This is a genomic window from Streptosporangium sp. NPDC002544 (assembly GCF_040295965.1).
Taxonomy (GTDB): Bacteria; Actinomycetota; Actinomycetes; order Streptosporangiales; family Streptosporangiaceae; genus Streptosporangium.
The window spans coordinates 98,003-116,545 of sequence record NZ_JBEOWJ010000030.1; the positions used below are offsets into that span (position 1 = coordinate 98,003).

Annotated in this window: 19 protein-coding genes and 1 pseudogene; 14 read left to right on the top strand and 6 right to left on the bottom strand. The window is 69.0% G+C overall.

What is annotated here, in order from left to right:
- Positions 1 to 302 precede the first annotated feature (302 nt).
- Complete coding sequence (locus ABT061_RS35520; protein ID WP_350926336.1) at positions 303 to 1,250, bottom strand: sugar kinase; 948 nt, start codon at positions 1,248 to 1,250, stop codon at positions 303 to 305.
- A complete protein-coding gene (locus ABT061_RS35525; RefSeq protein WP_350926338.1) occupies positions 1,243 to 1,896 on the bottom strand; it encodes a bifunctional 4-hydroxy-2-oxoglutarate aldolase/2-dehydro-3-deoxy-phosphogluconate aldolase in 654 nt (217 codons plus the stop codon). The genes ABT061_RS35520 and ABT061_RS35525 overlap by 8 nt, the downstream gene beginning before the upstream one ends.
- A gap of 130 nt (positions 1,897 to 2,026) precedes the next feature.
- On the opposite strand from ABT061_RS35525, the gene ABT061_RS35530 reads away from it, so the two are divergent.
- The 11 genes from ABT061_RS35530 (at position 2,027) to ABT061_RS35580 (ending at position 12,351) form a co-directional block, all read left to right on the top strand.
- A complete protein-coding gene (locus ABT061_RS35530; RefSeq protein ID WP_350926340.1) occupies positions 2,027 to 2,848 on the top strand; it encodes an IclR family transcriptional regulator in 822 nt (273 codons plus the stop codon).
- Between the two features lie 47 nt (positions 2,849 to 2,895).
- Positions 2,896 to 3,630 carry a creatininase family protein gene (locus ABT061_RS35535; protein WP_350926342.1) on the top strand — a complete coding sequence of 245 codons (735 nt, stop codon included), beginning with the start codon at positions 2,896 to 2,898 and terminating at the stop codon, positions 3,628 to 3,630.
- Entirely contained in the window at positions 3,627 to 4,385 is a 759-nt protein-coding gene (locus ABT061_RS35540) for an amidohydrolase family protein (RefSeq protein WP_350926344.1), read from the top strand. Before ABT061_RS35535 ends, ABT061_RS35540 begins: the two co-directional genes overlap by 4 nt.
- Positions 4,382 to 5,488 carry a mandelate racemase/muconate lactonizing enzyme family protein gene (locus ABT061_RS35545; protein WP_350926346.1) on the top strand — a complete coding sequence of 369 codons (1,107 nt, stop codon included), beginning with the start codon at positions 4,382 to 4,384 and terminating at the stop codon, positions 5,486 to 5,488. Before ABT061_RS35540 ends, ABT061_RS35545 begins: the two co-directional genes overlap by 4 nt.
- Entirely contained in the window at positions 5,485 to 6,372 is an 888-nt protein-coding gene (locus ABT061_RS35550; protein WP_350926348.1) for an amidohydrolase family protein, read from the top strand. The genes ABT061_RS35545 and ABT061_RS35550 overlap by 4 nt, the downstream gene beginning before the upstream one ends.
- A complete protein-coding gene (locus ABT061_RS35555; protein WP_350926350.1) occupies positions 6,362 to 7,105 on the top strand; it encodes an amidohydrolase family protein in 744 nt (247 codons plus the stop codon). The genes ABT061_RS35550 and ABT061_RS35555 overlap by 11 nt, the downstream gene beginning before the upstream one ends.
- Before the next feature lie 118 nt (positions 7,106 to 7,223).
- The gene (locus ABT061_RS35560; RefSeq protein WP_350926352.1) at positions 7,224 to 8,234 is read left to right on the top strand and encodes a dihydrodipicolinate synthase family protein; all 1,011 of its coding nucleotides are present in this window, start codon (positions 7,224 to 7,226) and stop codon (positions 8,232 to 8,234) included.
- A 46-nt stretch (positions 8,235 to 8,280) separates the two neighbouring features.
- On the top strand, positions 8,281 to 9,639 hold the full coding sequence (locus ABT061_RS35565; RefSeq protein ID WP_350926354.1) for an ABC transporter substrate-binding protein: 1,359 nt from the start codon (positions 8,281 to 8,283) through the stop codon (positions 9,637 to 9,639).
- Positions 9,640 to 9,716: 77 nt separating this feature from the next.
- A complete protein-coding gene (locus ABT061_RS35570; RefSeq protein ID WP_350926355.1) occupies positions 9,717 to 10,595 on the top strand; it encodes a carbohydrate ABC transporter permease in 879 nt (292 codons plus the stop codon).
- Positions 10,579 to 11,523: a carbohydrate ABC transporter permease gene (locus tag ABT061_RS35575; RefSeq protein WP_350926357.1), complete on the top strand. Its 945-nt coding sequence runs from the start codon at positions 10,579 to 10,581 to the stop codon at positions 11,521 to 11,523. Before ABT061_RS35570 ends, ABT061_RS35575 begins: the two co-directional genes overlap by 17 nt.
- A gap of 24 nt (positions 11,524 to 11,547) precedes the next feature.
- A complete protein-coding gene (locus ABT061_RS35580) occupies positions 11,548 to 12,351 on the top strand; it encodes an SDR family NAD(P)-dependent oxidoreductase (RefSeq protein WP_350926359.1) in 804 nt (267 codons plus the stop codon).
- A 44-nt stretch (positions 12,352 to 12,395) separates the two neighbouring features.
- Here the strand turns inward: ABT061_RS35580 and ABT061_RS35585 are convergent, their stop codons facing one another.
- A complete protein-coding gene (locus tag ABT061_RS35585) occupies positions 12,396 to 12,608 on the bottom strand; it encodes a hypothetical protein (protein WP_350926361.1) in 213 nt (70 codons plus the stop codon).
- Positions 12,609 to 12,924: 316 nt separating this feature from the next.
- Here ABT061_RS35585 and ABT061_RS35590 point away from each other — a divergent pair.
- The 3 genes and pseudogenes from ABT061_RS35590 to ABT061_RS35600 all read left to right on the top strand — a co-directional run.
- Positions 12,925 to 13,053: pseudogene (locus ABT061_RS35590) on the top strand (IS5/IS1182 family transposase); the annotation flags it as partial.
- A complete protein-coding gene (locus ABT061_RS35595; protein ID WP_350926363.1) occupies positions 13,053 to 13,301 on the top strand; it encodes a transposase family protein in 249 nt (82 codons plus the stop codon). The pseudogene ABT061_RS35590 and the gene ABT061_RS35595, both read left to right, overlap by 1 nt.
- 192 nt (positions 13,302 to 13,493) lie before the next feature.
- Positions 13,494 to 14,237 carry a S1 family peptidase gene (locus tag ABT061_RS35600; protein ID WP_350926365.1) on the top strand — a complete coding sequence of 248 codons (744 nt, stop codon included), beginning with the start codon at positions 13,494 to 13,496 and terminating at the stop codon, positions 14,235 to 14,237.
- Between the two features lie 136 nt (positions 14,238 to 14,373).
- Here the strand turns inward: ABT061_RS35600 and ABT061_RS35605 are convergent, their stop codons facing one another.
- From ABT061_RS35605 to ABT061_RS35615, 3 genes are all read right to left on the bottom strand, one after another.
- The gene (locus ABT061_RS35605) at positions 14,374 to 14,838 is read right to left on the bottom strand and encodes a zinc ribbon domain-containing protein (RefSeq protein WP_350926367.1); all 465 of its coding nucleotides are present in this window, start codon (positions 14,836 to 14,838) and stop codon (positions 14,374 to 14,376) included.
- A complete protein-coding gene (locus tag ABT061_RS35610; RefSeq protein WP_350926369.1) occupies positions 14,780 to 17,206 on the bottom strand; it encodes a GcvT family protein in 2,427 nt (808 codons plus the stop codon). Before ABT061_RS35610 ends, ABT061_RS35605 begins: the two co-directional genes overlap by 59 nt.
- 301 nt (positions 17,207 to 17,507) lie before the next feature.
- Positions 17,508 to 18,506 carry an ABC transporter substrate-binding protein gene (locus ABT061_RS35615; protein ID WP_350926371.1) on the bottom strand — a complete coding sequence of 333 codons (999 nt, stop codon included), beginning with the start codon at positions 18,504 to 18,506 and terminating at the stop codon, positions 17,508 to 17,510.
- Positions 18,507 to 18,543 lie beyond the last annotated feature (37 nt).

Genomic DNA, 18,543 nt, shown 5'->3' on the forward strand with positions numbered 1-18,543 from the left:
ACAGAGGGGGAAGGATTTTTCGATATTCCGAAGACATATTCGGAGTATCGATAATTGGAAACTGTGACACCGGCATCCAGGAAAGGCAAGGGGGTGCATCACGGGAAGTGGCAATTCGCCCGTGGTGGGATTTGTCAGACGAACGGCATGAAACTCGCACTTGGCGGTGTCAGGATCCGGCGGCACTCCCCGGCGGGCTTGAGGCGCGCCACGCCGCCGGAGTCCGGGCTCGCCGGTGCTGTGGGCCCGCCTGCCCGCGACCGCCGGGCGCCACGGCGTGCTTTACGCCGTGTGGCGTACCCTCATCGGACCGCCGTGCCGTCCGGCAGGTCGAGCATGGACAGCTCCGCGCGGGTCGGCGCTCCCTCCCAGTCGCCGTGGGCGGCGACCGCGAAGGCTCCCGTGGTGATCGCCCGCGCCAACCGGCCGGCCGGTGGCAGGCCGTCCAGCAGCCCGGAGAGGTACCCGGCGACGAAGGCGTCACCGGCGCCGATCACATCGACGGCGGTGACGGGCCTGGCCGGAAGGGTGAGCGTCTGGTCGGTGGTGAACACCGTGGCGCCGGCCGGCCCGCGCTTGACGACGACCTCGGCCACTCCCCCGGCGAGCAGCGTCCGCACCCTGCTCGCCTCGTCGTCGCCGGCCGTGGCGAGCGTGAGCTCGTCGTCGGAGGCGATGACGATGTCGGCCTCGGCGGCCAGTTCGGTCAGCACCTGGCGGGCCAGGGTCTCGGACCAGAGCCGGTTGCGGTGGTTGACGTCCAGGCAGACTCTCGCACCGGCGGCCCTGGCCAGGCGCACCGCGGCGCGCACGGCCCGCTCCGGGCCCTCACCGAGGGCCGGGGTCACCCCGGTGATGTGCAGGATTCGCGGTGGGGCCGGGATCGCCGCGAACGCCTCTTCCACGTCGGAGACGGAGAGTCTCGCGCCGGCCGAGCCGTGCCGGTGGTAGTCCACCCGCGTCAGCCCGGCGACGCGCTGCTCGAAGACCACGATGCCGGTCTGCGCCGGGTCGGTCCGGATCGTGGCGATGCCGACCCCCTCGGCGCGCAGGGTGCGCCGTACGAGTTCACCGAGCTGGTCGGGTCCGACGGCGCCGACGAACACGACGTCGTGCCCGAGCCGGGTCAGGCCGATGGCGACGTTGGCCTCGGCGCCGGCGACGCTGATGCGGGCGGTTCCCCCGAGCCGGACCTGGCCGTCGGCCCGCAGGCAGGCCATGACCTCGCCGAGTGTCAGGACGTCAGGCATCTCGTCGTACCAGCCCTTCGTGCCACGCCGCGGCGAAGGCGCCTGCGCGTTCGGTCATCGTCCCCCAACGGCGGTCCGCAACGAGGTCCGCCGAGACGAGCGCGCCGCCGACGCCGACACCGACACACCCCATCCGGGCATAGGGGACGAGGTCTTCCAGCCTCACCCCGCCGGTCGGCAGCAGGGGAACGTCGTCGAGCGGTTCGCGCACGGCCCGCAGGTAGCCGACGCCACCGAGGGCGGAGACGGGGAAGACCTTGACCGCGGCGGCGCCGTGCCGCCAGGCCAGGTCGATCTCGGTCGGGGTGAGCGCACCGCACGCCACCGGTATGCCGGCGGCGTGGGCGACGGCCAGGACGTCCGGCATGGTGGTGGGGGTGACCAGGAAGCGGGCGCCCGCGGCGATCGCGGCGTCGGCGTCGCAGGCGGTGCGCACGGTTCCGGCCCCGACGAGAATATCGGGGTGCGTGTTCCAGCGGCGGATGGCGGCGAGGGCCCCGGGGGTGGGCAGGGTCACCTCCATGACGTCCACCCCGCCATCCAGCAGGGCGGTCGCGATGGCGTCGTCGGGTTCACCCTCACGCAGGCGGATGATGGCTACGACACCGGAAACGGCTGGTCCCGGGTTCGTGTGTTCGGCGCCCATGAATCCCATACTTTCGATATAATGAAACTATTATCGGAATGCCAGAATATCGAACCCCGTTCCGAAGGGCAGCCACCGACGCCGGCGCCGTGAAGCACGGGAACGACGAGCCGAAAGGTAGGACCGATCGATGTCTGATGGTGGCAGCGGGGCGGAGCGCCCGGCGTCTCCGGGTGTGGACCGCACGCTGACCGTTCTTGAGCAGCTGGTGACGGCCGACGAGGATCTCACGCTGACGGCGCTGGCCAAGGTGACCCGTATCCCGCTGGCGACCTGCGCGAGCATCGTCTACACCCTGGAGCATCGCGGGTACGCCACCCGCCGGGTGGTCGGGCGCAGTCACTTCTGGCGTCCCACGCTGCGGCTCTACAGTCTGGCCAGCCAGCTGGTGCGCAAGGTCGACCTGTCGCAGATCGCGACCGCCGAGATGCGCGCGCTCGCCGAGGAGCTGGGGATGCCCGTCCACATCGGGGTCCTGGACGGCGCATCGGTGGTCTACGTGGCCAAGGCCGCGACCCCGGGTTTCATCCAGTTCGACACCTATCCGGGCAAGGTCGCACCCTTCGACCTGACCGCGCTGGGCCGGGCCATCGCGGCCCACCTGCCCGCCGACGAACTCGCCGTCCTGCTGCCGCGACTGGCGGCCGGGCAGGGACCGCGGGCCCGGGAGTCCAGCTCGAAGGCGTTCATGGAACTGCTGGAGAGGGTGCGCGCCGACGGCTACGCCATCGAGGAGGAGGAGGAGCAGGCCGAGATCTCCTGCCTGGCGGCGCCGTTCTTCGATGCCGAGGGCCGGATCACCGGGGCAGTCGGGGTGACCGGTTTCGCCCGTGACTTCGTCGGCGACCGGCGCGACGCCGCCGCGGCGGGCGTCGTCCATCTCGGCATCGTGATCTCCCGGCGGCTCGGATGTCGGAGCGGGTCATTGCCATCCGAGTTCGTCGGCTCCTAAGATTCGATGTATCGGAAATAAATACGATATATCGAAGGATGTTTGATGTGTCGATAGCTCTGCGATGGTCCGAAACAGATCGTGACCGGCTAAGGCGGCACCTGCCCGAGGCCGTCGTCATCATCCCGGTCGGTGCGACCGAGCAACACGGGCCGCACCTGCCGACCTCGACGGACGCCCTCATCGCCGCCGCGGTCGCCGACGGTGCGGCGACGGCGGCGGCCGGTCGTAGCGACAGGCCGTTGATCGTCGCCCCCGCGATCGACTGGGGTGCCTCGGATCACCACCTGCCCTACGGCGGGACGCTCTCCCTGTCACCGGAGACGCTGCTGGCCGTGATCTGCGACCTGTTGCGCTCGATCGCGGCGCAGGGCGGGCGGCGGGTGGTCCTGCTCAACGGGCACGGCGGCAACGTCGGGGTCTGCCACGCCGCGGCCGCCGCGGGCTCGACCCGGTTCGACCTGTCCGTCGCGCACCTGGACTACTGGCGGCTCGCCGACACCGAAGGCGAGCCGCCGGTGCCGGGACATGCCGGGGAGTTCGAGACCTCGATGGTCCTGGCCCTCCGGCCCGACCTGGTCGGCCCGCGCGTCCCCCGGCCCCAGGTGCCCGAGGTCGTGACCGTCCAGGGAGTGGACCTGCACTCCGGTACCGTGTGGCGCCGGATCGACGGCTTCACCGACCGGCCCGAACTGGCCCAGGCCGACGAGGGTAAACGGCGGCTGGAAGACCTCGTCGGCCGGGCGGCGGACCGCCTGGTCGAGCTGGCGGGCGTCCTGTGATCGACTTCCACACCCACACCCCCACCTGGCGCACCACCAGCTGGCTGGGCGGCGTCACGTTCGGCGCGGACGAGTTCGTCGCCTTCATGGACTCGGCCGGCATCGACCAGGCGGTGGTCCTCAGCCACGATGGCCTCTTCGACGCCACTCCCGAGAGCAACGACGACCTCGCCGCCTTCGTCGGGGAGTACCCGCAGCGGCTCGCCGGCTTCGGGACCGTGCACCCGCGTCGCGCGGACGCCCCCGGAGAGGTCGACCGAATGCTCAACGAGCTCGGGCTGCGCGGCCTCAAGCTGCATCCGTGGCTGCAGGGCTTCAGCATGCACGAGTCGGCGCTCGACCCGATCTGTGACGTCCTCGCCCAGAGCGGCGGCATCCTGCTCAGCCATGACGGGACACCGCCCTACTCCACCGGAGGTCAGATCGCGGCCCTGGCCCGGCGGCACCCCTCCCTGCCGGTCGTCCTGGGGCACGCCGGGCTGCACGACACCTGGCGGGAGTCGCTCGCCCTCACCATCGAGACCCCCAACCTCTACATCTGCATCTGCGGCACGCCGCCCTACGCGGCGCGCGAGATCCTCTCCCGGGCGCCCTCCCACAAGGTCCTGTTCGGCACCGACGCCGGGCTGTCGGATCGCAAGAGCCAGGACTACGCGGTGGCCCGGGTGGCCGAGATCGACGGGTGGGGGATCACCGACGAGCAGCGCCGGGCGATGCTGGTCGACAACCCCCGCGCACTGCTGGCGGGGCGGTGAGACCGACCGTCGTCGCGGTCCACACTGCGGCGATCAGCCTCCAGGTACACCCGGGCCTGGTCGTCACCGGCGCCAGGGGAACCCACGCCCGTTCGGACTTCCTGCTGGTTCGCGTGGTGACCAGCACCGGCGTCGAAGGGTACGGCGAGGTCAGCGCGACACCGCTGTGGAGCGGCGAGGACGGCGTCAGCGCCGCCCACTTCATCCGCGAGATCCTGGCCCCCGCCCTGGTGGGCCGGCCGCTCGCGCCGGTCGGCGGCCTGGAGCTCCTGATGGACCGACTGCTCGCGGGCAACCCGTTTACCAAGGCGGGCGTGTCCATCGCGCTGTGGGACGCGTTCGCCCGGACTCTCGACGTCCCGCTCGCCGTGGCGCTCGGCGGCCCGTACCGCGACGAGGTCCCGATCAAGCTCTCCCTGTCCGGTGACGCCACGGCGCTGGACTCGGTCTTCCGTGCGGCGACCGGGGCCGGATTCCAGGCGTTCAAGGTCAAGGTCGGGCTCGGCGTCACCGGTGACGTCGCCCGGGTGTCCCGGGCCCGGGAGCTCGCCGGTCCCGCGGCCTTCCTGGGGGCCGACGCCAACGGAGGATGGACGCGCAGCCAGGCGGTCCGGGCGATCCCCGCGCTGGCCGAACAGGGTGTCGCGTTCGTCGAGCAACCGGTCGCGCCGGCCGATCTGGACGGCATGCGGCAGCTGCGGAACCTTGGCCTGCCGGTGATCGCCGACGAGTCCGTCTTCGGCCTGGCCGACCTGACCGCGCTGGTGCGGGCGGAGGCCGCCGACTGCGTCAGCCTCTACGTGGGCAAGAGCGGCGGGCCCGGGCGCGCCGTGGCGATGGGCCTGCTCGCCTCCTCCTTCGGGGTCGACACGCTCATCGGCTCCAACGGCGAGCTGGGGATCGGTGCCGCCGCGCAACTCCATGTCGCCTGCGCGCTGCCGGTGTTGTCGCGGGAGTTCCCCTCCGACATCATCGGCGCGCACTACTACACCGAGGACATCCTCGCCGAGCCGCTGGACAGCGACGGCCGTCGCGTCAGGCTCGGCGACTCCCCCGGACTGGGGGTCCGGCCACGAGCGGACCTGATGAAGGAATTTCGATGATCGTCGATGTTCATGCCCATACTCCCACCCACCGCGACACGGTGCCGGCCGAGGAGGTGTGCGTCTTCACCTCCTGGCGCACCGATCGTCCCGTCGTCACCACGAACAGCTGGGCCGACTTCGACAGCGCCATGTCCGCGGCGGACGTCGCGATCGTGTTCAACATCGCGGTGGCCGACCCGGCCGCCGCGACCGGTATACCGCACGCTCCGGAACGTACCAACGACGCGACCGCGGAGTTCGTGGCCAACGATCCCGCCCGCCGCATCGGGTTCATGTCCGTCGACCCCACGTCCGCCGACTGCCTGGAGGAGGCCGAGCGATGTCGTGAGATGGGGCTCGTCGGCGTCAAGCTCGGCCCGAACTACCAGAACTTCGATCCGCTCGGGGAGCCCGCGCTGGCGTTCTACGCCTACTGCGAGCGGAACGCGCTGCCCATCCTCTTCCATCAGGGGGCGTCGCCGATCCGCGCGGCGCCGCTGCGCTACACCTACCCGCTGGTGACCGACGAGGTCGCGCTGCGCTTCCCCGAGCTGCGCATCGTCATGGCCCACATGGGCCATCCCTGGGGTAAGGAGACCGTGGCGACGATCCGCAAGCACCCCCATGTCTACGCCGACGTCTCCTCGATCTACCTGCGGCCGTGGGTCTGTTACGAGTCGCTGCTGGCCGCGGTCGAATGGGGGTGCACGCACAAGCTCCTGCTCGGTTCGGACTACCCGATCGCCAACACCGGCGAGGCGATGGCGGGGCTGCGCGGCGTCAACAGGATCCTGGAGGGTACCGCGCTGCCGCGCGTGCCGGCCGAACTCATCGAGCAGATCATCCACGCCGACGCGCTCTCCGCCCTCGGCCTGACCGTGGGAGAACCCGTTGATCGTTGACGCGCATGTACGGCTGGGGCAGGGACGTGAGGCCGGTCTGGAGGCCGATCAGCTGATCGCGACGATGGACTCACTGGGCATCGACGTGGCCCTGGTGGCACCGGACGAACGCTGCATCGCCTACGACAACCGGGCCGGCAACGAGCATGTCGCCGCGGCGGCGGCCGCGTCGGGGGGGCGGCTGATCCCGTACGCGGTCGCCAATCCGTGGCGTGGACCAGCTGCCGTCGACGAGCTGGAACGTGCCAGGGACGCCGGGGCCCGCGCCCTCAACGTGGACAGCGTGCTTCAGGGATTCGACCTTCTCGACGGGCTCCTCGATCCGCTGCTGGACTTCGCGGCCGAGGCGGGGTGGCCCGTCTACGTCCGCACCGGCACTCCCCCGAGCGCGCTGCCACTGCCCCTGGCCAGCCTGGCCAGACGCCGGCCGGAGACGCCTTTCGTGATGGGCCGCAGCGGCGCCACCGACTTCTGGATCGACGCGGCACCGGCGCTGCGCTACGCGCCGAACCTCTACGGCGACACCAGCTACGCGCCGTGGGACACCGTCCTGGTCGAGCTGGGCCGGGATCCGGAGATCGGCCCGTCGCGGCTGGTCTTCTCCACCGACGCGCCCTACGCGGTGCCGCGCTCCGAGCTGGGCCGGGTGCTGGACTGGCCGATCGACGGCGACGCGCGACGCGACGTACTCGGCGGCACCATCATGCGCCTTCTGGGCCCCTCTCTCGGCTGACATCCGCCTCTTCCTCCCACGACCCCTTGTCGTGGGAGGACTTGGGCGTCTATCGTTCCTATTTAAGAAAATGTTTTCGGTATTTCGAATACTAAGTCCCATCAAGGTAGGAGGGCGAATGAACATCCAGACGAGTGCCTCTCCCGCGGCGGCCTCCCTCAACGGCCACGGCCACGGCGACGCCTCGGACCTGGTTCGGGGGATCTCGCCCGTTCTCGCGGTTCCGTTCACCCACGCCGGAGACGTCGACTTCGAGGGATTCGGCCGGGTCGTCGATCACGTCCTGAGTACCGGCGTGACGAGCGTGATGTTTCCCGGGTTCGCCTCGGAGTACTACAAGCTCACCGAGGACGAGCGCCGCGAGCTGACCGCGCTCCTGCTGCGGCGAACCGCCCACCGGGATGACCTCGCCGCGATCGTCGCGGTGCAGGACCACACCACCCGGATGGCCGTGGCACGGGCCCGCGAGGTCGTGGCCGCCGGGGCCGACCTGATCAACCTGCTGGCACCGCACTTCCTCAGCCCCTCACGCCGCTCCCAGATCGAGCACGTGACGGCGGTCCTGGACGCGGTCGCCCCGACCCCGGTGGTGCTGCAGTACGCCCCGAACGAGACGGGAACCAGCCTGGACGCGGCCACCATCGCCGCCCTGGTGCGCACTCACCCGAACCTCCGGCTGATCAAAGTGGAGTCCAACCCACCCGGGCGGCTCATCGGCGAACTGGCCGCCCTCGACCCGCCGGTGACCTCGCTTGAGGGCTACGCCGGAGTGCAACTCCCCGACGCCTGGCGGCGCGGCGCGGTGGGCAGCCAGCCCGGATGCTCGTTCACCGAGATCTACGTCGAGATCTGGCGTCGGCTCACCTCGGGCGACGAGGCCGGCGGCGAGGACCTGCACCGGCGACTGCTGCCCTACATCTCGTACTGGATGCTCGACACCGAACTCATCATCGCCGCCGAGAAGCAGATCTCGTTCCGCCGGGGCCTCATCGACAGCGCCCACTGCCGCGGGCCCGCCCACCTGCTCGACACCGAGGAACTGCGCCGGATCGAGGTCTTTCTCCAGGAGTTCGCGGACCTGCTGCCCGATCTATCCGGACGAGACCCAGCAAATGAGACAGAAATCTAGAAACAACGACACTAAACCAGATATCACTAGGAATGGAGGTTTCGCGGTGAAAGTAGCACGTAAGGTACTGGTCGGTTTTATCGTTGTTCCCTGCCTGGTTCTGACCGCGTGCGGCACAGGCGGCGCGACCGGCGCGAACCAGGCCACCCAGCAGGCTCCCGACGCCAAGAGCTGGCAGCAGGACATCAAGGGCGGCTCGATCGAGGTCGGCGTACTCCCGGCCGTCGGCACCCCCTCCCTGAAGTTTCTGGAGGACATCGCCGCCGGGATCGAGAAGGACCATGCCGGCGCCGACCTGAAGCCGACCTTCGCCAACACCAAGGCGCGCCCGGCCTTGGAGCAGAGGTGGCGCGCGGGCGACGGGCTGGACGTCGATTACACGATGTTCGACGGCACCAACCCGGCGCTGCTGGAGTGGGCCGACAGCGGCGCCCTGCTCGACCTCAAGCCCTACCTGGACCAGGTCGACACAACCACCGGCAAGCCCTGGCTGGACCAGTTCAGCCCGGCGGTCATGCAGTTCATGGAGCACCCGACGAGCAAGAAGATCTACGGCGTCCCCTCCGAGCTGTCCCTGCAGGTGCTGTTCTACAACGCGGGGCTCTTCAAAAAGCACAACATCACCCCGCCCGCCACCTGGGACGACCTGACCAAGGCCGCTGACGGGCTCAAGGCCGCCGGCGTGGACCCGATCGCGGTCACCGGCCTGTTCGAGCCCTATATGGGCATGTGGAGCGACAACATCTGGCTGCGCACCGTCGGCTATGACAAGGCCCACGACATCCTCACCGAGGGCAAAGGGAACATCACCGACGACCCGGGATTCCTCAAGGGACTGCAGATGCTCCAGGACCTGCGTGACAGGAAGGGTTTCCTCAAGGGGTTCGAGGGCACCGACTTCACCGCCGCCCAGGCCCAGTTCTTCCAGGGCAAGGCCGGCATGATCCTCATGGGCAGCTGGCTCGTCAGCGAGATGGCCGACGTGATCCCCAAGGACTTCGAGCTGGGCGTCCTGCAGTTCCCGACCGTGGCCGGCGGGACCGGCGACCAGGCGAGCATGCTCGCCGCCGCCCAGCTGATGTCGGTATCCGCGAAGAGCGAGAACATCCCGCTCTCACTGGAGTGGATCCGCCGGGTCACCAGCGTGGAGACCCAGACCCGCAGGGCCAACGAGATCGGCGAGGTCTCCGGGGTCAAGGGGGTGGCGAGCCCTCCCGGCCTGCCGGGCATCTCCGACGTCGTGGCCAAGGCCGACCGGCTCCAGGCGAGCTACTACGGCCTGATGGAGTCCAAGGCCAAGGACATCGTCTATCCCGAGATCGCCAAGCTGCTCTTCGGTAAGCAGGACGCCCAGCAGGCTCTCGACAACCTCGACAAGGGACTGCGCCGGGTCCACGGCAACTGAACCCCGTCAACCGAACCCGCCTCCCGGGCTCCGCTCCCGCGGCGGAGCCCGCGGCGGATGTGAACCCCGGAGGTCACATGCTCAAGGCGGCCCAGCGACGCATCATCATCCCCTTTCTGATACCCGCGCTCGCGCTACTGGGGGTCTTCTTCCTCTACCCGTTGATCAAAACGGTGGACCTGTCGCTGAACGAGTTCTCCCGCACGGGGACGATGCGATTCGTCGGGATCGACCAGTATCGCCTGCTGACAGGTGATCCCGCCTTCTTCAACTCGCTCAAGAACACGTTCCTGCTCACCCTCATCGGCAGCGGCATGTTGTTCCCGCCCGCCATGGCGATCGCCTGGGCCCTGTCACAGCGAATCCACGGCGAGCGCTTCTTCAGGTTCGTGGTGTTCGCCCCGGTGGTCCTGTCGGTCGCCGTCGTCTCACTGATGTGGAAGTTCCTCTACCACCCCACCCTCGGCCTGATCAACCCCACACTGGAGTCCATGGGACTGGGCGCCCTGGCCAAGATCTGGCTCGGCGACCCCTCCACCGCGCTGGCCGCCGTGACGTTCGTGTCCGTGTGGCACGGCATCGGCATCTGGATCGTCCTGCTGTGCGCCGGCTTCGAACGACTGCCCACCGACGTCCTGCAGGCCGCGCGCATCGACGGGGCGGGCGAGTGGCGGGTGTTCTGGAGCATCATGCTGCCGATGATGCTCGACCTCATGCGCATGCTCGCCATCTTGTGGGTGGTTCAGAGCCTGCAGACGTTCGCCTTCGTCTACATCATGACCGGAGGCGGTCCCTTCGGCTCGACCGACACCGTCGGCACCCTGATGTACCGCGTCGCCTTCGACCGGGCCGACTTCGGCTATGCCGCGGCCATCGGCGTCGTACTCGTGGTGGTCATGCTGACGGTGGCCAAGCTCCTCAACAAGGTGATGAAGCGCGATGACCTCCAGTACTGATCTGACCGAGCGCCCCACCCCGGCCGGCCCCGCGGCCACGCCCCACCCACCCGTCCCCACCCCGAGGCGCAGGGGTGGCCCATCCCGGCCCCGCGCCCCTTTCCGCCCGCACCACCTCTTCTTCTACCTGCTGCTCGGCGGGGTCGCGCTGTCCTCGATCAGTGCCTATGCCTGGGTCTTCAACGTGTCGATGAAGACCAACCGCGAGTTCATCTCCTCACCCCCCTGGCAGATCGCCGACGCCTGGCGCTGGGACAACTACGTCAACGCCTGGAACCAGGCCAACATCGGCCTGTTCTTCGGCAACAGCGTGGTCATCAGCGTCGCCTCCACCGCGATCGGCGTCGTGCTGGCCGTGTTCGCCGCCTACCCGCTGGCCCGGATCACCTTCAGGTTCAGCGGCGTGGTGCTCAGCACGTTCCTGCTCGGGCTGATGATCCCGTGGATGGTCACCTTCGCGCCGCTCTACCTGATCATGCAGGATCTCGGTCTCCTCGACAGCCGGCTCGGGCTCATTCTCGTCTACGCCACTTACAACCTGCCGTTCAACGTCTTCGTCCTGGTCGGCTTCATGAAGACCCTGCCGTACGACCTGGAGGAGGCGGCGGCGATGGACGGGGCCGGCCCGGCCCGCACGTTCATCTCGGTGATCCTCCCCCTCATGGGGCCCGGACTGGCGTCGGTCGCCATCATCAGCTTCCTGCAGAACTGGAACGAGTTCTTCTACGCCTTGCTGCTGATCCACTCGCCGGAGAAGATGCCCCTGCCGCTCGGGCTGTTCCAGCTGGGCCAGGCCGCCGACTACGGCACCAACTGGGCCACCCTGTTCGCCGGGATGATGATCACGGTCACCCCCGTACTGTTGGGATTCGCCGTACTGCAGAAGCAGATCACCAAGGGGCTGACGGCCGGCGCGCTCAAGGGCTGAGCCACAGCGGAGAAAGGAAGATCCATGTCATCTGGTCCTCGGGACACGACTTCACCGCGCCGCGCGCTGATCACCGGCGCCGGCGGGGGGATCGGGGCGGCGATCGCGCGGGTCCTGCACACCGGCGGCGCCACGGTGATCGTCACCGACGTCGACCTGGACGCGGCGCGCGCGATCGCGGACACCATCGAGGGCGCCGAGCCGGTCCACCTCGACGTGCGCTCGGAGAAGTCCGTCCGCTCGGCGATCGGCTCGATCACCTCGCGCCACGGCCCGGTGGACGTCCTGGTCAACAACGCCGCCGTCTGCAGCAACCTCGGGTTCGAGTCCGTGCCCGAACCGGTCTGGTCGGTCGACGTGGACGTCGTCCTCGGCGGGGCGATCCGCCTGTGCCAGGCGGTCCTGCCCGGCATGCGCGAGGCCCGGCGGGGAGCCGTGGTCAACGTGGCCTCGGTCAACGGCCATCGCTACTTCGGCAACGACACCTACAGCGCGGCCAAGGCCGGGCTGCTCAACCTCACCCGCGGCCTGGCCGCCCAGTACGGACCGTACGGCGTGCGCGTCAACTCGGTGTCGCCGGGCACGATCGCCACCCCGATCTGGGAGGAGCGGCTCGCGACCGATCCGCACGCCCTGGACAAGGCTGCCTCGTGGTATCCGATGGGACGGGTCGGCACCGTGGACGACGTCGCCGAGGCCGTCGCGTTCCTGGCGGGCGACCGCGCATCGTGGATCAACGGGATCGACCTGCCCGTGGACGGCGGTCTCCTGGCCGGAAGCCGGGCCATGGCCGTGGACATCGGCGCGGCCGTCGTCGACGCCGGATAACACGAGAACGCCTCGTTCACGAGGAGGAACCTGACCGGACCACGCTACAGGCGGGCGATGTCGGGCAGGTCGATGCAGGGGACCTGACGGTTCGGGCAGAGCCACCGGTCGCCGAGCTTCACGCACAGCCAGCCACCCGATCCGGCACGGTTGCATTTGTATCCCCGTTCTTCGAGGTCGCCTGCCGTGACGGTGCTCGCGTAGGACGGCGCGGTTACGAAGAACAGGCCGGTCGCCGCAATGGCGACCGCGGCCATTCCCTTTGCTGCCCATTGTGTTCTCATTGTTGGGCCCTCTTCTCTGTTTCAGGTGCCCGGTTGAGCACTTCCCCCACTGTCAACCTAAAGGAGCGGCTCAACCACGTAAAAATACGCGCCCGACCGAACGTGAGGTAAACATTCACGCCCTTGAGTGAGGTAATGCGGGGTGTTCCACTGCTGGTCAAGGCGGTTTGGGAGTGTCTGATACTCCAGCCATAGATCGTAAAATTGAGCGGTTCGCGCACATGTGAATCTATGGAGATAGAGCCACAACCACGACAGACGACCACCATTGTGATCATTCAGGTGCGCCCTCCTGCGATGGTTCACCGACAACACCCGGATCACGCAACTCGCGACCGATCACGGAATCGGCGGCATGACCGCCTACCGCTACCTGCACGAGGGCATTGACATCCTCGCTGCACATGCCCCCGACCTGTGGAATGTCTGGACGTCGTCACCACTCTCGCCGCCGTCCAAACCGGCCTGCCATCCCTGGCCGACCCGGGCTATGAAAGGGCCGCCGACGTCATCCGCGTTCCGATCAAGAAGAAGGCCGGCCGGCCCAAACTCGACCATGACCAGCACACCTACAACAAGCTGCTCCGCGGCCTGCGAGGAGTCGGCGAACGGGCGAACGGGCGAACGCCCTGCTCACCGTCACATTCAAGGCCCTACGCCGGGTGAGCCTCGATCCCTGGCGTATCGGAAAGATCACCCAGGCCGCGCCGGACACCCCCGTCCAGCAGCACCGGGACGGCTCCGCCGACGGCGGCTCGGCAAGCGCCGAGTAGATCTCTTCGCGCTTTGTGTCAAGTATAACCTTCGAGTGGCTACAGTTCCCCTGTGCGTTTTATACCTTTTGTCATGATTCCTGTCATGCTGATCGCGACCGCCATGTCCCCCGCGTGGGCCATCACGAACGGCTCGCCCGACTTGACAGCCCACCCGCAGGTGGGAGCCGTCATCGACGACAAACCGAACGACGATGGCACGTGGTCCTACTGCACCGGCACGCTCATCTCGCCGACCGTCTTCCTCACCGCCGCCCACTGCGCGGAACCGGGGCAGAAGACCGCTCGGGTCTCGTTCTCCAGCCACTACCGGCCCGGGGACAAGGTCTACACCGGCCGCTACGTCCTCGACTCGCGATACAAAGACGAGTCCGCCCTTCATGACCTGGCCGTCGTCGTCTTCGACACGGCCGTCCCGGACATCAAGCCCGCCAGGCTGCCCACCGAGGGTCTGCTCAACCGCCTCGAAGCCGGCAGCGACCTGAAGGCGACGCGATTCACCCCGGTCGGGTACGGCGCCCTGGCCTCGACCAAGGGGAAGCACGGGATGCGGCTGACCTACACCGACACCCGCAACCAGACATCCATCTCCTTTGAGAACCTCACCCGCAGATGGCTTGAACTGTCACCGAACCCCTCCAAAGGCGACGGCGGAACCTGTTTCGGCGACTCGGGCGGCCCGAACTTCCTGGGAGGGTCCACCTCGGACCTGCTCGTGGCCACGACGATCAGCGGAGACGACGAGGCGTGCAGGGAGACCAACTACAACTACCGCCTGGACACCCCTTCGGCCCGGGCTTTCCTCGGAAAGTTCGTCACGCTTCCCTGAACGGGTGAGGCGGACCGGGCCTGACCGGTAAACAGCTCTGGCGTGAAATCGGTGGTGACGGTGAGTCACATGACGCAGGATGACGGCGGTGTGACTCCGACATTGTCAGCTTCTCGCCGTACCTGGCAGGTACGGTTCAGGCCGCGTCGTCGGCGGCGTGACGCACTGCCCGGCGACCGATATTGATCGCCGCGAAGTAATCCACCGGGCCGACGAGTCCGCACGAAACACACCGAAACTCATCCCGGGTAGGACGATTCCGCCTGTCGATGTGACCGCACTCAGGGCAGGTACGGGAGGTGTTACGCGGATCCACCAACCGCACCGCTCCCCGGCCAGGGCGGCCTTGTACGTCACGAACGTCCGTAGCTGGTGGAAACCCCAGGAGTGCAGGCCGGCACGCTGAGCCTTGCGAACCGTGACCGGCTCCCGAATGCCCGAGAGGTCTTCCAGGGCGAACGCGACCTCGGCGGCCCTGGTCGCGGCGGCGTTGCAGGCATGCCCCGTCGCGTTCGAGCGCCGGGGAGTTCCCGGTCGGCGCACTAACCACGCAGCCGCTCCATCGCCGGGTCGTAGAGCGGCTCCTCGGCGACGACGGCACTCACCCGCCGGCCGAAGTAGCCGATGTGCAGCTCTCGCCCCGGCACGGACAGCTCGGCGGGCAGCCAGGCGTAGGCGATGCCCCTGCCTATCGTGTAGCCGTAGGCGGCGCTGGTGACGTATCCGGCGCAGGACGCGCCGTCGTACACCGGCTCCTTACCCATGACGACGGCCGCGGGGTCGTCGACGGTGAGGCAGGTCAGCCGGCGCCGGGTCGCCGCGCCGCGCTCGGCCAGGGCCGCGCGGCCGATGAAGTCACCCCTGTCGGCCTTGCGCACGGCGAAGCCGAGGCCGGCCTCGTAGGGATCGTGCTCGTAGGTCATGTCGGTGCCGAAGGAACGGTAGCCCTTCTCCAGCCGCAGGCTGTTGAAGGCGCCCCGGCCCCCGGCGATGATCCCGTGCGCCTGGCCGGCCTCCCAGAGGGTGTCCCACAGCTTGGCGCCCATGTCGGCGGTCGTGTAGAGCTCCCAGCCCAGCTCCCCGATGTAGGAGAGCCGCAGCGCGGTGACGGGCACGGTGCCGACGTGGGCGCGCGCGCCGCGGAAGTAGCGGAAGCCACCGGGACCGAACCCGGGACCGGCCAGCGGGGCCACGACGTCGCGGGCCCGCGGGCCCCAGACCCCGACGCAGCAGGTGCCCGGCGTGACGTCGGTGACGGTGACCGATCCGTCGGCGGGCAGGTGACGGTGGAGCCAGTCGAGGTCGAGGTTGCCGTTGGCGCCGACCTGGAACAGGTCGCGGCCCAGCCTGGCCACGGTGATGTCGCTGCGGATACCGCCGTCGTGGTCGAGCAGCAGGCAGTACGTGACAGAGCCGACGGACTTGTCGACGTCGCCGGTGGAGATCCGCTGGAGGAAGGCGGCGGCCCCCCGGCCCGCGACCTCGATCCGCTTGAGCGCGCTCATGTCGTAGAGCGCGACGGCCTCGCGCGAGGCCTGGGCCTCGGCGCCGACGATCGGTGACCAGTAACGGGCGGCCCAGTCGTTCGGCCGGGGGATGTCGCGGCCTTCGACCAGGGAGGCGTTGGCCTCGTACCACTGGGGGCGCTCCCAGCCGGCGGCCTCCAGGAAGTACGCGCCCAGCTCGCGCTGGCGGGCGTGGAAGGGGCTGGTGCGCAGCGGGCGCAGGTTCTCGGCCGGCTGGAGCGGGTGGATGATGTCGTAGACCTCGACGAAGTTCTGGCAGCCGCGGGTGCGCACGTACTCGGGGGCCAGCTGGTGGGCCTCGAACCGGTTGACGTCGCACTCGTGCAGGTCGAAGGAGGAGCAGTGGCCGTCGGCCAGCCATTCGGCCATGGCCCGGCCCACCCCCGCCGAGTGGGTGACCCACACGGCCTCGGCCACCCAGAAGCCTCGCACGTCGCGCGACCGGCCGAGCAGCGGCATGTTGTCGGTGGTGAAGGAGAACAGGCCGTTGATGCCCTCTTCGAGCGCTGCCTGCTCGGTGGCGGGCAGCAGCGCCCGCGTCTCGGCCCAGGCGGGGGCGAAGTCGTCGCCGGTGAACGGCAGCACCGAGGGCATGACCTCGGCGTCGGCGACCGGGAGGATCTCCTCCGGGGCGATCGGCATCGGGCGGTGACCGTAGTAGCCGATGCCGAGCCGCTCGAACCGCTCCCGGTAGTACAGGTCGGCGTCCTGGTGGCGCAGGATCGGCCGGACGGCCTCCGCGCTCTGCCCGCTGAGCGCGGGGACGGGGCCGGTCCAGGCGAGCTGGTGGGCCAGCGGGGTCAGCGGCAACGCCATGCCGACCATGCCCGCGATCTTGGGGCCCCAGATGCCGGCGCAGCAGACCACGAGGTCGGCGGGGATCTCACCCCGGTCGGTGACGACGGCCGCCACCCGGTCGTCCTCGACCCGGATGTCTCGTACCTCGTGCCGGTCCAGCACGCGCACGCCTCGCTCCCGTGCTCGCTCCAGCTGGACCTCGACGGCGCGTACGGCCCTGGCCAGGCCGTCGGTCGGGACGAACAGCCCGCCGAGGACCCTGGCCTTGTCGAGCAGGGAGTGGCGCTCCACGCACTCCTCGGGGGTGAGCAGGCGCGCCTCGACCCCCCAGGCGGTGGCCCAGCCATGGCGGCGGTGCAGTTCGGCGAGCCTCTCGGGCGTGGTGGCCACCTCCAGGCCGCCCACCTGGAGGAAGCAGTCGAGCGCGACGAGCTTTTCGACCGTGTAGCGGGCCAGCTCGGTCATGGTCTTGGACGGGTTGGTCTGGAACACCAGCCCCGGTGCGTGGGAGGACGACCCTCCGGTGGCGGGCACGGCGCCCTGGTCGACGACCGTGATGTCGTCCCAGCCCTTCGCCGAGAGCTCGTCGGCCAGGGCCGCCCCGACGACACCTGCTCCGATGATGACAACGCGTTGGCCCGCCATACACACCTCCGTCGTTGCACAGTCCGGAACGCGGTGCGCTTCCCGCAACAGATTCTCCCTTTGCGGGTGGCGCTGTCAAGAACGGGCCGTACCCGCCGGTGAAGGGGCCGGGCACGGCATCGGAGCACGCCGCGGACGCTGTCGCCGTCCGCGCCGTGCCCGATCCGCGCCGCTCCGCGTGACGCCTCGCCATGTCACTTCGCGCCGCACCCGGCGCGTGTCGCACTCCGCCGCACCGATCCCTGTCGCCCGGTGTCGCCCGGTGCGGGCGGGCCGTCGAGCCGCCGGGACCGCCGCCCGCTCAGCCGGTGGGGAGCCAGGCCTTCACCTTGTCGGGATTGTCGCCGACCCACTTCTCCGCGGCCTCCTCGGCCGTCATCTTGTCCTCGGAGATGTACTTGGCCACCAGGTTCTGGTCCTCGTTCGTCCAGGAGAAGTTCTTGACCAGCTCGTACGCCGGACTGCCGGAGTCGGCGAACTTCTTGCTCACGATCTTGTCGAGGTCGTAGAGCGGGTAGTCGCAGGCCACCTTCTCGGCATCGGCGTCGCAGCCCTCGGTGTACTCGGGCAGGTTGACCTTGACGAGCTTGACCTCCGCCAGGAACCACTGCGGCTCGTAGAAGTAGCCGAGCAGCGGGGTCTTCTCCTTCTCGGCCTTCCGGAAGCCGGTGATGAGCGCCGCCTCGCTGCCCGCGTAGACGACCTTGTAGTCCAGCTTCAGATTCTTCACCAGGGCCGCGTCGTTGGTCACGAAGGACGGGTCGCCGTCGAGCAACTGCCCCTTGCCACCCGACTCCGAGGTCTTGAACAGCTCGGCGTACTTGTTGAGGTTCTTCCAGTCGGTGATGTCGGGGTACTTCTCGGCCATCCACGGCGGCACGTACCAGCCGATGACTCCCTTGTTGCCCGTCGAACCCGCCGCGACGGCGACCTTCTGCTCCTCGATGTACTTCTTCTTCAGGTCGTCGTGCGCCCAGTTCTCCACGATGGCGTCGACCTGACCGGTGGCGAACCCCTGCCAGGCGACCTCCTCCTTGAGGTCCTTCTTGGTGACCGCGCAGCCGAGCTCCTTCTCGGCCACGTGGGCGATGACCGCCGCGGTCGCCTCGTACCCGACCCACGGGTTGATGGCGATGTTGACCGCGCCGCAGGGCTTCTTACCCTCCGCGCCGGAGGCGGCGGGGGCGGCTGTGCCCTCGCTGCTCTCGCCGACCTTCGCCCCGCCGCACGCGGAGACGAGGAGGCCGCCGGCCACCAGGAGCGCCACCGCCCGTGGTCGCCCGATCCTCGAAACTGTCACCACAGGTCCTCCTGTATACGAGTCCGCCCGCCACCGT